This is a genomic window from Pseudomonas sp. FBCC-B35 (assembly GCF_059133755.1).
Window position 1 is genome coordinate 3,701,659 of sequence record NZ_CP101439.1, and the last position, 18,790, is coordinate 3,720,448.

19 protein-coding genes are annotated in these 18,790 nt (G+C 61.2%); 6 read left to right on the forward strand and 13 right to left on the reverse strand.

The window, feature by feature from the left end; translation table 11 throughout:
• Window positions 1-78: 78 nt before the first annotated feature.
• The 7 genes from xerD to ffh all read right to left on the reverse strand — a co-directional run bounded on the left by xerD (window position 79) and on the right by ffh (window position 5,634).
• Complete coding sequence (gene xerD, locus NMB38_RS16845) at window positions 79-975, reverse strand: site-specific tyrosine recombinase XerD (protein ID WP_027913822.1); 897 nt, start codon at window positions 973-975, stop codon at window positions 79-81.
• Between the two features lie 588 nt (window positions 976-1,563).
• Window positions 1,564-1,983: an acyl-CoA thioesterase gene (locus NMB38_RS16850; protein ID WP_027913821.1), complete on the reverse strand. Its 420-nt coding sequence runs from the start codon at window positions 1,981-1,983 to the stop codon at window positions 1,564-1,566.
• A gap of 93 nt (window positions 1,984-2,076) precedes the next feature.
• Window positions 2,077-2,427 (reverse strand): 50S ribosomal protein L19, encoded by a 351-nt coding sequence (gene rplS, locus NMB38_RS16855; RefSeq protein WP_023533640.1) that lies wholly within the window; start codon window positions 2,425-2,427, stop codon window positions 2,077-2,079.
• A gap of 41 nt (window positions 2,428-2,468) precedes the next feature.
• Window positions 2,469-3,221: a tRNA (guanosine(37)-N1)-methyltransferase TrmD gene (gene trmD / locus NMB38_RS16860; RefSeq protein WP_023533658.1), complete on the reverse strand. Its 753-nt coding sequence runs from the start codon at window positions 3,219-3,221 to the stop codon at window positions 2,469-2,471.
• 3 nt (window positions 3,222-3,224) lie between these two features.
• Window positions 3,225-3,761: a ribosome maturation factor RimM gene (rimM, locus tag NMB38_RS16865; RefSeq protein ID WP_027913820.1), complete on the reverse strand. Its 537-nt coding sequence runs from the start codon at window positions 3,759-3,761 to the stop codon at window positions 3,225-3,227.
• Window positions 3,762-3,766: 5 nt separating this feature from the next.
• Complete coding sequence (gene rpsP, locus NMB38_RS16870) at window positions 3,767-4,018, reverse strand: 30S ribosomal protein S16 (RefSeq protein ID WP_023533649.1); 252 nt, start codon at window positions 4,016-4,018, stop codon at window positions 3,767-3,769.
• 239 nt (window positions 4,019-4,257) lie between these two features.
• The gene (gene ffh / locus NMB38_RS16875; RefSeq protein ID WP_023533651.1) at window positions 4,258-5,634 is read right to left on the reverse strand and encodes a signal recognition particle protein; all 1,377 of its coding nucleotides are present in this window, start codon (window positions 5,632-5,634) and stop codon (window positions 4,258-4,260) included.
• Between the two features lie 251 nt (window positions 5,635-5,885).
• On the opposite strand from ffh, the gene NMB38_RS16880 reads away from it, so the two are divergent.
• The 3 genes from NMB38_RS16880 to NMB38_RS16890 all read left to right on the forward strand — a co-directional run bounded on the left by NMB38_RS16880 (window position 5,886) and on the right by NMB38_RS16890 (window position 9,483).
• Window positions 5,886-6,695 (forward strand): cytochrome C assembly family protein, encoded by an 810-nt coding sequence (locus NMB38_RS16880; protein WP_027913819.1) that lies wholly within the window; start codon window positions 5,886-5,888, stop codon window positions 6,693-6,695.
• 9 nt (window positions 6,696-6,704) lie between these two features.
• Complete coding sequence (locus NMB38_RS16885; protein WP_128610238.1) at window positions 6,705-7,904, forward strand: transporter associated domain-containing protein; 1,200 nt, start codon at window positions 6,705-6,707, stop codon at window positions 7,902-7,904.
• 280 nt (window positions 7,905-8,184) lie between these two features.
• Window positions 8,185-9,483, forward strand: coding sequence for an MFS transporter (locus NMB38_RS16890; protein ID WP_049695507.1), 1,299 nt, complete (start codon window positions 8,185-8,187; stop codon window positions 9,481-9,483).
• A gap of 61 nt (window positions 9,484-9,544) precedes the next feature.
• On the opposite strand, the gene purT is transcribed toward NMB38_RS16890, so the two are convergent.
• The 5 genes from purT to NMB38_RS16915 form a co-directional block, all read right to left on the reverse strand.
• Window positions 9,545-10,726, reverse strand: coding sequence for a formate-dependent phosphoribosylglycinamide formyltransferase (purT, locus tag NMB38_RS16895; protein ID WP_028686921.1), 1,182 nt, complete (start codon window positions 10,724-10,726; stop codon window positions 9,545-9,547).
• 76 nt (window positions 10,727-10,802) lie between these two features.
• Complete coding sequence (locus NMB38_RS16900; protein ID WP_023533643.1) at window positions 10,803-11,270, reverse strand: VUT family protein; 468 nt, start codon at window positions 11,268-11,270, stop codon at window positions 10,803-10,805.
• 67 nt (window positions 11,271-11,337) lie between these two features.
• A complete protein-coding gene (locus tag NMB38_RS16905) occupies window positions 11,338-11,523 on the reverse strand; it encodes a DUF1289 domain-containing protein (RefSeq protein WP_371920335.1) in 186 nt (61 codons plus the stop codon).
• A 1-nt stretch (window position 11,524) separates the two neighbouring features.
• Window positions 11,525-12,049: a gamma carbonic anhydrase family protein gene (locus NMB38_RS16910; RefSeq protein ID WP_023533654.1), complete on the reverse strand. Its 525-nt coding sequence runs from the start codon at window positions 12,047-12,049 to the stop codon at window positions 11,525-11,527.
• Window positions 12,046-12,702, reverse strand: coding sequence for a CoA pyrophosphatase (locus NMB38_RS16915; RefSeq protein WP_494354843.1), 657 nt, complete (start codon window positions 12,700-12,702; stop codon window positions 12,046-12,048). Before NMB38_RS16915 ends, NMB38_RS16910 begins: the two co-directional genes overlap by 4 nt.
• Window positions 12,703-12,816: 114 nt before the next feature.
• Between NMB38_RS16915 and NMB38_RS16920 the strand changes: the two genes are divergently transcribed.
• From NMB38_RS16920 to NMB38_RS16930, 3 genes are all read left to right on the forward strand, one after another.
• On the forward strand, window positions 12,817-13,371 hold the full coding sequence (locus NMB38_RS16920; RefSeq protein ID WP_028686922.1) for an NUDIX hydrolase: 555 nt from the start codon (window positions 12,817-12,819) through the stop codon (window positions 13,369-13,371).
• Between the two features lie 82 nt (window positions 13,372-13,453).
• Complete coding sequence (locus NMB38_RS16925; RefSeq protein ID WP_023533642.1) at window positions 13,454-14,008, forward strand: L,D-transpeptidase family protein; 555 nt, start codon at window positions 13,454-13,456, stop codon at window positions 14,006-14,008.
• Between the two features lie 449 nt (window positions 14,009-14,457).
• Window positions 14,458-16,518: a PhoX family protein gene (locus NMB38_RS16930; protein WP_494354844.1), complete on the forward strand. Its 2,061-nt coding sequence runs from the start codon at window positions 14,458-14,460 to the stop codon at window positions 16,516-16,518.
• A gap of 1,960 nt (window positions 16,519-18,478) precedes the next feature.
• On the opposite strand, the gene NMB38_RS16935 is transcribed toward NMB38_RS16930, so the two are convergent.
• Complete coding sequence (locus NMB38_RS16935; protein WP_027913812.1) at window positions 18,479-18,790, reverse strand: YqfO family protein; 312 nt, start codon at window positions 18,788-18,790, stop codon at window positions 18,479-18,481.

Sequence of the window (18,790 nt, forward strand, 5' to 3'; positions counted from 1 at the left end):
GCTAACCGCCCAAGCCTACCACATCACGCCTGGCTTGAAGCCGCCGCAGACTGCCGGTTGGGCGAACATGAAAAACATTCATCCGCGTGGATGGTGCTCGGCGTGCAGTTGCTGCAACCGTGCCTTGGCCACGTGGGTGTAGATCTGCGTGGTCGACAAATCGCTGTGGCCCAGCAACAGCTGCACCACGCGAAGGTCCGCACCGTGGTTGAGCAGGTGCGTGGCGAATGCGTGTCGCAGCGTGTGCGGCGACAAGGCCTTGTCGATGCCCGCCATCTGGGCATGGTGCTTGATGCGATGCCAGAAGGTCTGCCGGGTCATCTGCTCGCCGCGCAGGCTAGGGAACAGCACATCGCTGGGACGGCCGTTGAGCAATTCGGCACGGCCGTGGCGCAGGTAGCGCTCCAGCCACACCACCGCCTCCTCGCCCATGGGCACCAGCCGCTCCTTGCTGCCTTTGCCCATCACCCTGAGTACGCCCTGGCGCAGATTGACCTGATCGAGCGTGAGGCTGACCAGCTCGGTGACGCGCAGGCCGCAGGCATACAGCACTTCGAGCATGGCGCGGTCGCGCTGGCCGATGGCCTCGCCAAGCTCCGGGGCTTGCAACAAGGCTTCCACATCGGCCTCGGACAGCGACTTGGGCAGCGGTTTGCCCAGTTGTGGCATGTCTACCTGAAGCGTCGGGTCGATGGCGATGAGCTTTTCGCGCAGCAGGTAGCGGAAGAAACCGCGTAGCCCGGACAGGAAACGTGCGGTCGAGCGCGGCTTGTAGCCTTGGTCCAGGCGCCAGGCCAGGTGGTCGAGAATCAGTTCGCGGCCCGCATCGGGGAGGTTGACCGAGTGTGCTTGTAGCCAGCCGTTGAACAGGGCGAGGTCGCTGCGGTAAGAGGTGCGAGTATTGTCGGACAATCCCTTTTCGAGCCACAGGGCGTCCAGGAATTGATCGATGAGCGGGTGGTCCAGGGCGGGCATGCTGGGGGCTATTTGCGGCTGTGGGGGCGGTAGTGTTTCATAGCGATTGGCGGGTTGTCTGTATTTGGGGTGGGCTGGCTTGCAGTGCTTATCGAGGTTCGCGGGTTTTTATGGACCGGCGGCGAAGGGGGCGCGGTGAGATTAAATAATCGGTATGAACGTTTGAGCGCCTTGGGGCCTTGGCGCCTTAGCTTGGGCGTATGTGGCAAGTTGGTATTCATTGGCGAGGGGGGCGCACAGTCACCCTTCCGCCCTTACGGCGGCTCACTTTTTGTCTTGGCAAAAAGTAAGCAAAAACCGCCTGCTCCTATCATCCGGCCCCTGCGCTGCGCTCCGGGGTTCCCTCGCTCCGGGCTTGCTCCCGGGAGGACCGCGCTGCAGGCCCCATCCTGGGGCCCAGCGCTTGACAGGCATCCATGCCTGTCACCTCCCTGCGCAAGCCCTGCGCTCGGCCTCCTGAAGTCGCGATCTGCGGTGCCTGGGCTACCGCGCGCTTAGAAGCAAAAGCTAAAGCAACGGCACTGGCACTGGCACTGGCAAGAAGCCTGTCGAATTTCGTGCGGGAGCGGCGCTCCGGCGACGCCTTGCCTATGCAGGTTTTGATATTTCCTGCAGTACCGGCACCGGACGCTTGTCCTCGTCGATGGCAACGAAACTGAAGACGCCGTGAATCGCCCGCTCCCGGCCATCGAGATACATGTTTTCGACGAAGACATCCACCTGCACCTGCAAGCTGGTATTGCCTACCTTGATCACCGTACCCACCAGCTCGACGATTGAGCCCGCCGGGATCGGGTGCTTGAAGTCGATGCGATCGGTGGAAACAGTCACCAACGGCAAGCGGCAGAAACGCGTGGCCGCGATGAAGGACACTTCGTCCATCCACGCCAGGGCCGTGCCACCGAACAAGGTGTTGTGATGGTTGGTGGTGTTGGGGAACACCGCCTTGGTCACGCGGGTGACCGAAAGCTCGGTGCGGCGCTGAATTTCCTGGTCTCGGGTGGTCATGGCTGTCACCTGTACGAAGTTCAAAACGCAAAAAAGCAGCCCGAAGGCTGCTTCTTTCTCGCTAGGCGACCTGGGCCGCCGGGCAAACTGTACTCAGGACAGTTTTTCCTTGATGCGAGCGGCTTTGCCGGACAGATCGCGCAGGTAGTACAGCTTGGCTTTACGCACGTCACCACGACGTTTCACGGCCAGGCTGTCGATCTGTGGGCTGAAGGTCTGGAAGGTACGCTCTACACCAACGCCGCTGGAGATCTTGCGCACGGTGAAGGCGCTGTTCAGACCACGGTTGCGCTTGGCGATAACGACGCCTTCGAACGCCTGCAGACGGGAACGCTCACCTTCCTTCACTTTAACTTGAACGACAACGGTGTCGCCGGGTGCGAAGGTCGGGATTTCCTTGCTCATCTGCTCGGCTTCGAGCTGCTGGATGATCTTGTTGGTCATGCTGTGCTCCTAAGATGGATCGTGATCCACCATCGATACGTTTAACTATCGTCCCGCTCGTGGAGGTATTCCTCGAGCAGCTTCTTCTCTTCTCCAGAAAGCGAGCGACTTTCCAGAAGATCGGCGCGTCGTTCGAAGGTCCTACCAAGGGACTGCTTCATTCTCCAACGCCGGATGTGTGCATGGTTGCCACTAAGCAACACGTCGGGAACACGCTGATCCGCATACACCTCAGGTCGGGTGTAGTGCGGGCAATCAAGCAGACCATCGGTGAAAGAGTCTTCTTCCGCCGAGTCCACATGCCCTAAAGCTCCGGGCAGCAGCCGTGTAACCGCATCGATCAGTACCATGGCCGGCAGCTCGCCACCGGAAAGCACATAGTCGCCAATCGACCACTCCTCATCGACATGAGCTTCAATGAAACGCTCGTCGATGCCTTCATAACGACCGGCGATCAGGATCAATGATTCCTGTTCGGCCAGGCCTTTGACCGCCTGCTGAGTCAGCTTGCGGCCTTGTGGCGAGAGATAGATCACCTTCGCCGCAGCTCCGGTTGCCTGCCTGGCGTTGACCAGGGCATCTTCCAGAGGCTTGATTTTCATCACCATGCCAGGACCACCGCCAAACGGCCGATCATCTACCGTATGGTGACGATCTGTGGTGTAGTCCCGCGGGTTCCAGCACGTTACCTGAAGCAACCCCTGTTTCACCGCGCGGCTGGTAATGCCGTACTCCGTGATGGCCGAAAACATCTCGGGGAACAACGTGATGACGTCTACGCGAAGGTTACCCATCGATTAGAAGTCCGCGTCCCACTCAACCCGCATCACGCCTGCATCCAGGTCGATATCGAGCACGCATTGCGCCGTATAGGGCAACAAACGCTCGCGATCATCCAGGCTGCCTGCACACGGCTTGACCACCATTACATCGTTCGCACCGGTCTCCAACAGATGATCGACCTTGCCGAACAGGTGTTCGTCCTGGTTGATGACCTTCAGACCTACCAACTGGTACCAGTAGTACTCATCGGCGGCCAGGTTGGGCAAAAGGCTCCGCGCAATGCAGATTTCGTAACCGCTCAGAAGACGGGCTTCGTCACGATCCTCGAGACCTTTCAGTTTCACGACCAGGCCCTTTTGGGAGCCACGACCGCTGACCAGCTCGACCTGCTTTACCTTGCCTTCGTGCCGAAGCGTCCAGCTTGGATAATCCAACAGGTTTTCAATCGGATCGGTAAAGGAATACACCTTCACCTCGCCGCGAACGCCGTGAACCGAAAAAATCTTGCCAACGACGATGAGGTCGTCAGCCTTTTCTGGCGTCGCGTTCATATTGCTCAGGCGGCAGCCTTGGCAGCGTCCTTCAGCAGCTGAGCAACACGCTCAGACGGCTGTGCGCCCTGGCTCAGCCAGTAGGTGACGCGCTCTTGGTTGACCGACAGCTTGACTTCGGCGCCAGCAGCGATCGGGTTGAAGAAACCTACGCGCTCAACGAAACGGCCGTCACGGGCGTTACGCGAGTTGGTCACGGTCAGGTGGTAGAAAGGGCGCTTTTTCGAGCCGCCACGGGCCAGACGAATGGTTACCATGTGAACATCGTTCCTATAGTCGGTGCTGCAGTTGGTACTGCAAATCTGAATGCCAAATAGGCACACGGGTGCCCAAAAGGCCGCATATTCTCAAGGAATACACGGACATTTGCAAATGACTTTTTCGGTCGAAGCTTGCCCGACCGTCCAGACTTGCTGCGTAAGCCGCGAAAATCGCGACCGTTGTCCCGCTTGCGCGGGGTGAGGGGCCGGCACGAAGACGGTCTGCCCCGAAAACTTCACAGCTTGGGCATGCCGCCGCCCGGCAGCATGCCGCCGAGCCCTCGCATCATCTTGGCCATGCCGCCTTTGCTGGAGAACTTCTTCATCATCTTCTGCATCTGCTTGTGCTGCTTGATCAGCCGGCCGATGTCCTGCACCTGGGTACCGGAGCCTAGGGCAATGCGGCGCTTGCGCGAGCCGCTGATCAGGTCGGGATCGCGGCGCTCGGCCGGCGTCATGGAGTTGATGATCGCCTCCATCTGCTTGAACTGCTTCTCGGCAGCGCCCTGGGCATTGCCCATCTGCGACAGGTTGACGCCGCCGATGCTCGGCAGCTTGTCCATCAGCCCGCCCAGGCCGCCCATGTTCTTCATCTGCTGAAGCTGGTCACGGAAGTCTTCAAGGTCGAAGCCCTTGCCCTTCTTCAGTTTCTTGGCCAGCTTGTCGGCCTTGGCCTTGTCGATGGTCTGCTCGGCCTGCTCGATCAGGCTGAGCACGTCGCCCATGCCCAGGATGCGCGAGGCCACCCGGTCGGGGTGGAACGGCTCGAGCGCTTCGCTCTTCTCGCCCATGCCGATGAATTTGATCGGCTTGCCGGTGATGGCGCGCACCGACAGCGCCGCACCACCACGCGCATCACCATCGACCTTGGTCAGCACCACGCCGGTCAACGGCAAGGCTTCCCCGAACGCCTTGGCGGTGTTGGCGGCGTCCTGGCCGGTCATGGCATCGACCACGAACAACGTTTCGATGGGCTTGACCGCGGCGTGCAGGGCCTTGATCTCGTCCATCATGTCGGCGTCGATGTGCAGACGGCCTGCGGTATCGACGATGACCACATCGATGAACTTGAGCTTGGCTTCGCGAATGGCGGCTTCGGCGATGGCGACCGGCTTCTGGCTGATGTCGGACGGGAAGAAGGTGACGCCGATGTCGTTGGCCAGGGTCTCGAGCTGCTTGATAGCCGCGGGACGATAGACGTCGGCAGACACCACCATCACGCTCTTTTTCTTGCGCTCTTTAAGGAAGCGCGCCAGCTTGCCGGCGGTGGTGGTCTTGCCCGCACCTTGCAGGCCGGCCATCAGCACCACGGCAGGCGGGGCGGCATTGAGCGCTAGGTCCTCGTTGGCCGCCCCCATCAGGCTTTCGAGTTCGGCCTGGACGATCTTGACGAATGCCTGGCCTGGGGTGAGGCTGCGCGACACTTCTGTGCCGACGGCACGCTCCTTCACGCTGTTGACGAAATCCTTCACCACCGGCAGGGCAACGTCGGCCTCGAGCAGGGCCATGCGCACTTCGCGCAGCGTGTCCTTGATGTTGTCTTCGGTCAGCTTGGCCTTGCCGGTGACATGGCGCAGCGTCTGTGACAGGCGGTCGGTCAGGTTTTCGAACATGATGATCCTTTCTGGCCCAGTAAAAGCCGAGGTTGTCAGGCGCCCGCGGGGAAATGCACACCCGCCAGGCACAGCAAGGCGGCGATTATAGCGAAGTGAAGCGACCGCGCACACCTTCAGTGGCACTCGCCAGTCGCGACGTGGGTTTGCCCCGTGCCTGCGCCGCCTCCGCCTTGCGCGCCCGTCAGTCTTCCTAGAGCGGCGCGGTTTATGCCAAACTCCGTCTCTTTAAGGCTCGCCCACCAGGACTTATGGTCTCCTCTCCCAGCCTCATCCCCAACCTGATTGCCGCTGCGCTCTACATCGTCGCGGCCATCTACCAGGGCTCATCCCTGGCCAAGGGCCGCAAGATCGACAAACGGCTACCCGGTCTGTTGGGCACCATTGCCGTGATCGCCCAGGGCGGTGCGCTGTTCTTCCAGCTGATCACCCCGCTTGGCCTGAGCCTGGATTTCTTCAGTGCCGCCAGCCTGATCGCCGTGGCCGTCATCGCCCTGACCTTGCTGGCATGCCTGCGCATCCCGGTGGAGAACCTGCTGGTGCTGTTGTTCCCGCTCGGTGCGGTCACTGCGCTGCTGGCCCAATTCGCGCCGCCGGGGACCGTGCCGCTGATCGATGAGGAACCGGGCATTCTTGCCCATATCCTCTTGTCGATTCTGGCCTACGGGCTGTTCACCATCGCCGTGTTCCAGTCGTTGCTGTTGCTGGTCCAGGACCATCAACTCAAGCACAAGCACCCCTCAGGCCTGATTCGAAACTTCCCGCCACTGCAAACCATGGAAAGCCTGCTGTTCGGCTTTCTCTGGGCAGGCTGGTGCCTGCTGTCCCTGTCGCTGGTGTCCGGCTGGTTGTTCCTTGACAACCTGTTCGCCCAGCACCTGGTGCACAAGACGTTGCTGGCCTGCGTGGCCTGGGTCGTGTTCAGCGTATTGTTGTGGGGGCGTACCCGCCTGGGCTGGCGGGGCCACAAGGCCATCCGCTGGACCCTGGCAGGCTTCTGCCTGCTGATGCTGGCCTATTTCGGCAGCAAGCTGGTTCGCGAATTCATCCTGCACATCTGACGGCCTTACATGAACATCCTGCCGTACGCACCTCTTCTCGGCACCTCGGCAATCGCCCTGCTGTGGTCTGCACTGCTCACCGCCATCGAGGCCGCACGCCTGCACACGATGGTGTCGGGCGGCGAGAATGACAACCCATCCAAGCTCTCGGGCCCTGCCCTGGTCCTGGGCGCCAGCCTGGGCAAATGGCTGGTGCTGGCGCTGGCCTGCCTGATCGGGCTGCGCCAAGGCGGTGACAATGGCCTGTGGCAGGCAGGCCTTGCTGCCGCTGCCGTTCTGTTGGTGTTCGCCGAGTACCTGCCGCGTCGGTTGGCCAGACGCAACCCGCACGTCTTCGTCAGCCTGGGCGCCTTGCTCAAGCCGCCACTGGTACTGCTGCAACCGCTGGCCGGTGTACTCGACGGCTGCGCCAAGCTGCTGCTGCGCCCGCTGCGCAAGCAGCCCGCAGCAGTCGCCCTGCACCCCGAGCAAGCCGACGCCTTCGAAGACGACGAGCACCCGGAAACACCACGGCGAGGCTTGCTCGACGGCATCCAGTCGCTGGACAAGATCACCGTCAACGACATTCTGGTGCCGCGCAACGAGGTCGATGGCATCAACCTCGACGAGCCGATCGCGCGCATCATCGAGCAACTGATCGTCAGCCGCCACACCCGTCTGCCGGTGTATCACAACGACATCAACCAGGTTGAAGCCATCCTCAACACCAAGCTGATCAGCCACTTGTTGCCGCAGGCCGAGCTGACCCTCGAAGCACTGCGCCAGGCGTGCTACGAGCCCTATTTCGTGCCCGAAAGCACGCCCTTGAACCTGCAGTTGCTCAATTTCCACAAGCAGCAGCGGCGCCTGGGCGTGGTGGTGGATGAGTACGGTGAAGTACTGGGTATCGTCACCCTGGAAGACATTCTCGAGGAAATCGTCGGCGAGTTCGAAGATGACCAGAGCCTGGGCAATCCCCATGTGCACAAGCAGCCTGACGGTACCTATGTCATCGACGGCACGGCCTCGCTGCGGGAGATCAACCGTAGCTTGGGTTGGCACCTGCCGTGCGATGGCGGACCAAAGACCCTCAACGGCCTTGTGACCGAAGCGTTGGAAAGCATCCCGGAGAGTGCGGTGTGCCTGAAAATCGGCCGCTATCGCCTGGAAATCCTTGAAACCGAAGACAATTGCGCCAGCAAGGTACTGGTATGGACGGCAACCCGATAGCTATACTCGGGCAACGCTTACCCAGCCCTGCCGTCCCGCCTGCTACCCGCACTCGGCGCTCCACGGTCAGTCCGCTTCGCTGAAACGCCCTGCGGCCCTGCTTCACCATCCTGAGCAGTGTCCGCCCGCCCCTATCCCCTTGGGCTATCGTCAGCCAGGCGAACACAACAACAATCGCGCCAGCGCCATGCGAACCGCTGTTCAGCCGGCTGCAATCGGTGTGTCCGTTGCAGGCTGACAGAGCACCATGGCGTTGCCCCAGACTGCCAGGGACCTTTGAATGACAACCAGCACCTACGCCGGCGCACCTGCCGCGCCGGTCAACTCGCCCGCGCGGGTTGCCACTGCCAGCTTCATCGGCACCGCCATCGAGTTCTACGATTTCTATGTCTACGCCACGGCAGCCGCATTGGTCATCGGGCCGGTGTTCTTCCCGTCCGGGTCCGGCACTGCCCAGATGCTGGCGGCCTTCCTGACCTTTGGCATCGCCTTTCTGGCCAGGCCACTGGGCTCAGCACTGTTCGGTCACTTCGGCGACCGTATCGGACGCAAGTCCACCCTGGTTGCCTCACTGCTATTGATGGGCGTTTCCACCACCGCCATCGGCGTTTTGCCGGGGTATGACAGCATTGGTGTGTGGGCACCGATCATCCTTTGCCTGTTGCGCTTTGGCCAAGGGCTGGGGCTGGGCGGCGAATGGGGCGGTGCGGCACTGCTGGCCACCGAAAATGCACCGCACGGTAAACGGGCGTGGTTCGGGATGTTCCCACAACTAGGCCCTTCGATCGGGTTTCTGGCAGCCAATGGCCTGTTCCTCACGTTGGCACTGACGCTTAGCGACGAACAGTTCCGCGAGTGGGGCTGGCGCATACCGTTTCTGCTCAGCGCCGCCCTGGTCCTGGTGGGGCTGTATGTGCGCCTGAAGCTCGAGGAAAGCCCGGTGTTCGCCAAGGCGGTGGCCCGCCAGGAGCGCGTGAAGCTGCCGGTGGTGGACCTGTTCGCCAAGCACTGGCGCCCGACCTTGCTCGGTGCCGCCGCCATGGTGGTGTGCTACGCACTGTTCTACATCTCCACCGTCTTTTCCTTGAGCTACGGCGTAAGCACGCTGGGCTACAGCCGTGAAACGTTCCTGGGGCTGTTGTGCTTTGCGGTGGTGTTCATGGCCTTGGCGACGCCGCTGTCGGCCTGGCTCAGCGATCGCTACGGACGCAAGCCTGTGCTGATCGTCGGCGGCCTGCTGGCCGTGGCTTCGGGCTTTACCATGGAACCGCTGCTGACCTCGGGTTCGACCACGGGCGTGGCGCTGTTCCTGACCATCGAGTTGTTCCTGATGGGCGTGACCTTCGCGCCGATGGGCGCCTTGCTGCCAGAGCTGTTCCCGACCCATGTGCGTTATACCGGCGCTTCGGCAGCCTATAACCTGGGCGGTATCGTGGGCGCGTCGGCAGCGCCGTTCTTCGCTCAGAAGCTGGTGAGCATGGGCGGCCTGAGTTGGGTGGGCGGGTATGTTTCAGCGGCGGCCGTGATCAGCTTGATTGCCGTGCTGTGCCTGAAGGAGACGCGCAATACCGAGCTCTAGGACGCTCAGGGTGGCCTCATAGCAGGAGCGTTGGGGCCGCCTGAGCGGCCCCAACGGCCTATCAGAACTCTACTTGCACGGCCTGGGCCGCACGGGTCGCCTTGGCGCGCGCCGCTTCGATGGATTCGTCACGGGCCAGGCAAACACCCATGCGACGAGTGCCGCTGATCTCAGGCTTGCCAAACAGGCGGATCGCGGTATCCGGCTCGCTCAGCGCAGCGCCGAGATTGGTGAAGGCGGTCTGCTTCGAGTGCCCCTGCGGAAGGATGACAGCCGAAGCACTTGGACCGAACTGGCGCACTACCGGAATCGGCAACCCGAGAATGGCGCGGGCATGCAGGGCAAACTGCGACAGGTCCTGGGAGATCAGGGTGACGAGGCCGGTGTCGTGCGGGCGTGGCGACACCTCGCTGAACCAGACCTGATCGCCCTTGACGAACAGCTCGACACCGAACAGCCCTCGCCCGCCCAGGGCATCGGTGACCGCCTTGGCAACCCGCTGCGACTCGGCCAGCGCCTTGGGGGTCATGGCCTGCGGCTGCCAGGACTCCTGGTAGTCGCCTTTTTCCTGACGGTGCCCAACCGGCTCGAGGAAGGTGGTGCCCCCGACATGACGCACGGTCAGCAGGGTGATCTCGTAATCGAAATCGATGAAGCCTTCGACGATCACCCGCCCCTTGCCGGCGCGCCCACCTTCCTGTGCGTAGGCCCAGGCGCTCTGCAGGTCGGCATCGCTGCGCAGAAGGCTCTGCCCCTTGCCGGACGAGCTCATCACAGGCTTGACCACGCAGGGGTAGCCGACATCGGCGACAGCCACCGCATAGTCTTCGTAGGTGTCGGCAAAGTGGTAGGGCGAGGTGGGCAGGTCCAGTTCTTCGGCAGCCAGACGACGAATGCCTTCACGGTTCATGGTCAGTTGCGTGGCGCGTGCAGTGGGCACCACGTTGAAGCCTTCGTTTTCCAGCTCCACCAGCGTGGCGGTGGCGATGGCTTCGATTTCCGGCACGATGTAATGCGGCTTCTCGGCCTCGATGACAGCGCGCAGCGCCACCCCATCGAGCATGTTGACCACGTGGCTGCGGTGGGCCACCTGCATGGCCGGCGCGTCGGCGTAACGGTCGACGGCGATCACTTCCACACCCAGGCGCTGGAGCTCGATCACCACTTCCTTACCCAACTCGCCACAGCCACAGAGCAGTACACGGGTCGCGGTCGGCGACAGGGGGGTTCCGATACGGGTCATTTCAGGTCCTCGAAGGCATCCGGGGCCGCGCCTGACTCGGCACCACCCGCTGAAAAAGGACCGCTATTCTACACCATCAGCCCGCCACGGCAGCCCGTCGGGCGCGAAATGCCATGGCCAGCCAGACGGCCGTGACGCCGGCGAACTTCGACGCCATGGCGGTACCGATGACCATGGGTGTGAGCGCACCGATCATGCCGAAGAAGATGAACGTATCGACCGGGATGCTCAAGGCCGAGCTCAACCACAGCCGGTCGCGCAGCGGGCGTCGGGTGACGCTGAAGACCAGCCAGTCGATCAGCTCGGAGACGAAGAACGCCGTGGCGCTGGCCAGGGCGATAGCGGGTTCGGAGGTGACGTAGGACAGCACCAGGGCCGCCAGCATGGCCACCAGTGCCCCATGCCCGAAGCGGGTCTGCACCATGTCGCGCAGGATGAAGACCAGGCCACCCCAGGCGGACCAGATGACGTCCAGGTGCGGGGCGCTGGAGAAGGCGTAGTTGATCAGCACGACACTGCTGATATAGGCAATCAGAAAGAGCATGGCGGGTAGTCTTTGGGCAAGCGGCACAGATTACCGTCGCCCGCCCTGGGAGGCAACCGCAGGACCGCTAGAGCACCAGCCCGGCTTCGGTAGCGCGCTCGTGGCAGCGCCTGAGCACCCCACGCCGCTCGTCGTTGCTCATCCGGCCCCACTGGCCGATCTCTGCAACGCTGCGCTGGCAGCCGGTACAGATATCCTGCTCATCCAGGGCACAGATATTGACGCACGGGGACGCCACGGGGCGCTCGCTCACCTCACTCATCGTCGGGCACCAGTTCCTTTGCGTAGCGCTGGGCGTTATGGACATAGTGCGCTGCGCTGGCCTCGAGCATGCGTTTCTGTTGCTCGGTCAGCTCGCGCACCACCTTGCCGGGCGAGCCCATGACCAGAGAGCCATCGGGAATTTCCTTGCCCTCGGCAATCAGGGCATTGGCGCCGATGATGCAGTGCTTGCCAATACGCGCACCATTGAGCACGACGGCGTTGATGCCAATCAGGCTGTAGTCGCCCACCGTGCAGCCATGAAGCATGGCGTTATGCCCAACGGTCACACCTTTACCCAGGGTCAGGGGCGAGCCCATGTCGGTATGCATCACGGTGCCGTCCTGCACGTTGCTACCTTCACCGATGTCGATCAGCTCGTTGTCGCCACGCAGCACAGCGCCGAACCAGACGCTGGCATGGGCCTGGAGACGGACATTGCCGATGAGCGTGGCGTTGGGCGCAGCCCAGCTGGTGGGATGAGTCTCGACCCGCAGGTCGCCCAGGCGATATTTCATGGTTGCTCCTCAGGCTGGTGTGCAGATGGCAGGGTGGGCCCTGCTCGTTTGTCGGTAGGACGTACAGGGGGATGGTGCAGGGAGATTCCGGCGTCGAACAACAGGTTGACCAGTTCGACGATCATGATTGCCGACAGCCCCCAGATCTTGTATTCGCCGTAGCGGTAACTGGGCACATACCAGCTGCGGCCCTGGTAATCGATGCGGTGGGTATGGTCACGTGGGTCCTGGCGAAAGAACTCCAGCGGAACAGTGAACACCGCCGCGATCTCGGCATCGTTGGGGCGGTATTCGACGAAGTCGGGAATGACGCCGACGTACGGCGTTACCTTGAGGCCATGCAGAGATATCAGGGGGCTGAGCGGGCCAAGCACCTCTACCAACCCCGGCGGCAGGCCAATTTCTTCTTCAGCCTCGCGCAGGGCGGTGAAGACCAGGTCCGGGTCTTCGGGATCGCGCCGGCCACCCGGGAATGCGACTTCGCCACCGTGGGTCGAAAGCCCCTTGGCACGCAGGGTCAGCACGAGCTCAGGTACTTCGCTGCGGGTAATGGGCAAGAGTACCGCCGCTTCCGGGAACCGCCGATCCGATTCCAGGGTTGCAGGTTGGTGGTTGCTCATTCGGCGAAGTAGCTCGTCCAGCATCGCGCTCACTCGTATCCAAGGCCTGCCCTGCATGATGCACGAAAGCCGTCAGCCACCCAACCCCTGCTGCTTGCGGCGACCGACCCGCCGCGCCAAGATAGGCCACGACAAAAGGAAGCCTCCATGAATTTCTGCAGTGCGTGCGGTCAGCCGGTCATCGAGCAGATCCCCCAGGGCGACACACGGTTGCGGTACGTCTGCCCCGCGTGCCACACCATCCACTACCAGAACCCCAACGTGGTGGCCGGTGTACTGCCTACCCATGGCAGCCGAGTGCTGCTGTGCCGCCGCGCCATCGAGCCGCGCCGTGGTTTCTGGACATTGCCAGCCGGCTTCATGGAAAACGGCGAGACGCTCGACCAGGCCGCCCGTCGCGAGACCATCGAAGAAGCCTGCGCGCGTGTAGGCTCGATGACGCTGTACCAGCTGTTCGATTTGCCGCACATCAACCAGGTGCATGTCTTCTTTCGCGCCGAGCTGGCGGACCTTGAGTTTGCCGTCGGGGTCGAGAGCCTGGAAGTAAGGCTGTTCGAGGAGCATGAGATCCCCTGGGATGCCCTGGCTTTCCGGACCGTGGCGCGGACATTAGAATGCTACTATCGCGACCGAATCGAGCAGCAGTTCCCCATAGGCCATGAATACCTGCCGCCGATGAACGTGTCGCCCACACCCCGTTAGGGTTTACGAAATGCCGCCCGGTGATGATTACCGCCGCGGGCCTTTCGCGAAGCCCGGCACAGAGCCTTCAGGATATTGCTACATGCGCTGGTTGCTTGCCCTCCTCTGCCTTGGCGTTGCCTCGATGTCCCAGGCGGCCTACACCGAAACCATCATCCGCAAACCGGTCTCGGCGGTGCAGACGGGCTCGCCTGCGCAACCGGCCGTGCAGCCTCAGGTCGACAAGGTACTGGTCATCAAGTCCGAGCGTCGCCTGCAACTGATCAGCCGCGGCGAGCCAATCAAGACCTACCGCATTTCCCTGGGCAAGCAACCGAAGGGCCCCAAGCAGCGCGAAGGCGACAAGAAAACCCCGGAAGGCTTCTACTGGCTGGACTGGCGCAAGCAGAGCGAGCGCTTCAACCTGGCCATGCACATCGACTACCCCAACGTCAGCGATGCGGCCCGGGCCAGCCAGGCAGGCGTGAAGGCCGGCAGCATGATCATGATCCACGGCACGCCGATCAATGACGAATACCCCGAGTGGTATTTCCATACGCTGGACTGGACAGACGGCTGTATCGCCATGCGTAACCGCGACATGCAAGAAGTCTGGAGCCTGGTGCGCGATGGCACGATGATCGAGATTCGGCCCTGATTTAGCGCAATTCATCTGTTTTTGCAGGAAAGACCCCACCTATTTGCTGGAACCTGCCTGACAGTGTCTTAGGCACGGGACGGCATCCAAGTGAATGCAGCGGCTTAAAGCATCCACGCAATCGGGTACGAGGCCCGTACCGCATCGCATGCCGTGCATGGGCGTTGCCCAGATCAACGCGCTGCTCTAGGTCACCACCGAAGGCTGCCCAGGGCTGAAACGCGGTGGATCCTGGGCTGATCCGCACCAGTAGGCATAACCGCTCTGAGCAGTGGGCATCGAGCCTGGGCGCCAGGCGCCACTTAGCAACCTTGGGACGGCGCCCTTCTCCGAGGCTCCTGCCAGATACACCACAGGGTTGCAACGTCCGTTCATGGTTCTGCAAACGAAATATCACAATTGCCCACTAGAGTGCGGTCTGGATCAATTCTGCAACCCAAGGACATGTGATGAGTCGTGATACCGGCGACAACCTGGACCGAAACCCCGGCACCAACACGGCCATGGCCACTGTCATGGACATTTACCTGAGCCGACGCAGTGTGATGCGCGGCGGTCTGGCCGCCGCCGTCACCTTGATCGCCGGCACCGGCTTGGGCGGTTGTGTCAATGGGGCTGAGATTCGCAGGCCTGCCGGCCCTGGTGTGTCGGCCAGCGGTAACGCTGCCAGGTCAGGGCTGACGCTGGGCTTCGACTCGATCCCCGGGTCACGCACCGATGCGTGCACCATTGCCAAGGGCTATCGTGCACGCGTCCTGGCCCCCTGGGGAACACCACTCAACCGGAAAGCCGCGCCCTGGAAGCCTGACGGCAGCAATACCGCTGTCGACCAGGCCAACGCCATGGGCATGCACCATGACGGCATGCATTTCTTCCCCATCGATGGCAGCTCGGATGATGGCCTGTTGGCCATTAACTTCGAGTACATCGACCCTGCAGCTTTGCACCCGGCCGGCCCCACCAGGGCAGCTAACGGCAAGCGGCCGGCAGAAGAAGTTCGCAAGGAAATCAACGCACATGGCGCTGGCGTGGTACGCCTGCGCAACGTGCATGGCCACTGGCAGGTGGTGGAGAACGATCCACTGAACCGGCGTTTCACCACCGCCTCGCCCATGCACATCAGCGGCCCGCTGCGCGGCACCGCTCATGTCAAGACCCCATACTCCACTGCCGGCACCCACTGCCGTGGCACTAACAACAACTGTGGCAATGGCTACACGCCTTGGGGCACCTACCTCACCTGCGAAGAGAACTGGCCAGGCATTTTCGTCAACCACGGTACGTGCCCGGAGGATCAGCGCCGCTTGGGCGTGGCCACCTCCAGCAGCCAGTACCAGTGGGAAAGCGCCGCGGGTGATAGCGGTGAAGACGCTGGCGAGTTTGCCAGATTCGATGTAACGGCCAAAGGCACCAGTGCACTGGAGGATTACCGCAACGAAGCCAGCACTTACGGCTACATCGTCGAAATCGACCCGTATGACCGCACCACCCTGGCCACCAAGCGCACGGCGCTGGGTCGCTTTCGTCACGAAGGCTGTGCACCGGGCGTGCCAGTCGCTGGCAAGCCTCTGGTCTGGTACATGGGTGACGATTCGAACAACGAGTACCTTTACAAGTGGGTGTCGCAGGCACCGTGGGACCCCGCCGACGCTCAGGCTGCCAACCGCCTGGCCACAGGGGCCAAGTACCTCGACCACGGCACGCTGTACGTGGCTCGCTTCGAGGCCGATGGCACGGGGGTATGGTTACCGCTGGACGTGCTTACCCCTACCACCGGGGGTGGCACGCTGGGTGCACGCTTTGGTGACCTGCCGGGCATCTTGCTCAATACCCGTGGCGCTGCCGACGCCGTGGGCGCTACGCCGATGGATCGGCCGGAGTGGACCACTGTCAATCCGCTCAACGGCGATGTGTACCTCACACTGACCAATAACAGTACGCGCACGCCGGACAAGGTCGACGCGGTCAATCCACGCGGGCCCAACCGTCATGGCCATATCATTCGCTGGCATGACAGCGACGATCACCTGCGCTTGACCTGGGACATCTTCGTGTTTGGCGCCAATGCGGGCGGTGGGGCCGAGATCAACCGTTCTGGACTGACGGAACTCAACCAGTTCGCCAGCCCTGACGGGATGCGATTCGATAGTCGCGGGGTGCTGTGGTTCGAGACGGACAACAGTGAGTCGACGGTCAGTGACTACACCAACGACCAGCTGTTGGCGGTGATTCCAGATCTGCTGGTGGATGCGGCGGGGCGGCAGGTGCCGGTCAATGGGCAGAACCAAGGGGGGTTGCGGCGGTTTTTCGTGGGGCCCAACGGGTGTGAGGTGACGGGGATTGCGTTTACGCCGGATAACAGGACGTTGTTTGTCAATATTCAGCATCCGGGGAATTGGCCAGTTTCGGAGGATGCTACCGAGGGGGCTGTTGGGGGGAAGCGGGTTAGGCCGCGGTCTTCCACGGTGGTGATTCAGCGGGAGGATGGGGGGGAGATTGGAACGGTTTGATTGGGTTCTGGGGGGAACTACGTAGGTTATTCAACCTTAAGCTTCAAGTTTCAGATTCTATAGTCCATGTTTTATGTGAGATAGGAATTTTGGCGGGGGCGCTTGTATCGATTAGATATTCAGTGGCGGGGGTGGCGCACAGTCACCTTTCCGCCCTTACGGCGGCTCACTTTTTGTCTTGTCAAAAAGTAAGCAAAAACCGCCTGCTCCTATCATCCGGCCCCTACGCTATGCTCCGGGGTTCCCTCGCTCCGGGCTTGCTCCCGGGAGGACCGCGCTGCAGGCCCCATCCTGGGGCCCAGCGCTTGACGGGCATCCATGCCCGTCACCTCCCTCCGCAAGCCCTGCGCTCGGCCTCCTGAAGTCGCGATCTGCGGCGCCTGAACTACCGTGCGCTTAGAAGCAACAGCAACAGCAACAGCAACAGCAACAGCAACAGCAACAGCAACAGCAAGCTGTAAACTCAATGTAGTTATTTAGTGCGCGCGCATCATTTAAATATTACTCGATATCCATGTAAGAGTGATCCATCGCGGCACAAGATCGCTCATACAGGAAATGTATAACTATGTGCGGCGCTCGATCTTGATCTTGATCTTGATCTTGATCTTGATCTTGATCTTTGCGACTTCAGAAGGCCGAACGCAGGTCTTGCGGAGGGAGGTGACAGGCATGGATGCCTGTCAAGCGCTGGGCCCCAGGATGGGGCCTACAGCGCGGTCCTCCCGGGAGCAAGACCGGAGTGAGGGAACCCCGAAGCGCAGCGTAGGGGCCGTATGAACGGAGCGCAGCCTTTTTTGGTTACTTTTTGTGGCGTTTGACAAAAAGTGACTCGCCGTAAGGGCGAAAAGGTGATTAAGCGTCGCCATCGCAAATGGACTATGCTCTCTATCAATACCCACACCAATGCAATCAAAGCTCAAAGCTCAAAGCTCAAAGTTCGAAATTCGAAGTTCGAAGTTCGAAGTTCGAAGTTCGAAGCGTGGGCGCATACAGCAAGTTGGTATTCATTGGCGCGGGTGGCGCACAGTCACCCTTCCGCCCTTACGGCGGCTCACTTTTTGTCTTGTCAAAAAGTAAGCAAAAACCGCCTGCTCCTATCATCCGGCCCCTACGCTACGCTCCGGGGTTCCCTCGCTCCGGGCTTGCTCCCGGGAGGACCGCGCTGCAGGCCCCATCCTGGGGCCCAGCGCTTGACGGGCATCCATGCCCGTCACCTCCCTCCGCAAGCCCTGCGCTCGGCCTCCTGAAGTCGCGATCTGCGGCGCCTGAACTACCGTGCGCTTAGAAGCAACAGCAACAGCAACAGCAACAGCAACAGCAACAGCAACAGCAGGCTGTAAACTTAATGTAGTTATTTAATGTGCGTGCATCATTTAAATATTACTCGATATCCATGTGAGAGCGGTCCATCGCGGCGCAAGGCCGCTCCTACAGGACATGTATAACTATGTGCGGCGCTCGATCTTGATCTTGATCTTGATCTTGATCTTGCTTTTGATCTTGCTTTTGATCTTCGCGACTTCAGAAGGCCGAACGCAGGTCTTGCGGAGGGAGGTGACAGGCATGGATGCCTGTCAAGCGCTGGGCCCCAGGATGGGGCCTACAGCGCGGTCCTCCCGGGAGCAAGACCGGAGTGAGGGAACCCCGAAGCGCAGCGTAGGGGCCGTATGAATGGAGCGCAGCGTTTTTTGGTTACTTTTTGTCGCGTTTGACAAAAAGTGACTCGCCGTAAGGGCGAAAAGGTGATTAAGCGTCGCCATCGCAAATGGACTAAACACTTTATCACCACCCACACCTAAGCATTCAAGTTCTAAACATATAACTCCGAACTTAGAACTTAGAACTTAGAACTTAGAAATTAGAACTTCCACATCATCAGGCAGGATATCGAAACCCATCAAAACTCCCGACCCAACCTGTAAGAGGCTAACTCACCCCTCACCCACCACGACGAGCATTAAAAGTCCACCAACCGATAAACCTCATAGGCCGGCGTCTCATACGGATGACTCTGCTTGAGCGCAGCAACAACCTGACGAATCAGGTCATCGCCCACCACAAGCTCCACCCTCCACTCCTCCACCACCTCGACCTGACCCGCCCGCCCAAGAAACGGCGAACTGCCGTCCAATGGACGAAACTGGCCCTGGCCCAAGGTCTGCCAAGCACAGTGGTCATAATCACCCATGTGCCCACCACCTGCGGCGAACACAGCAGCCTTGACCACCTCCACATGGCTGGCAGGGACGAAGAAGGCGAGCTTGTACAC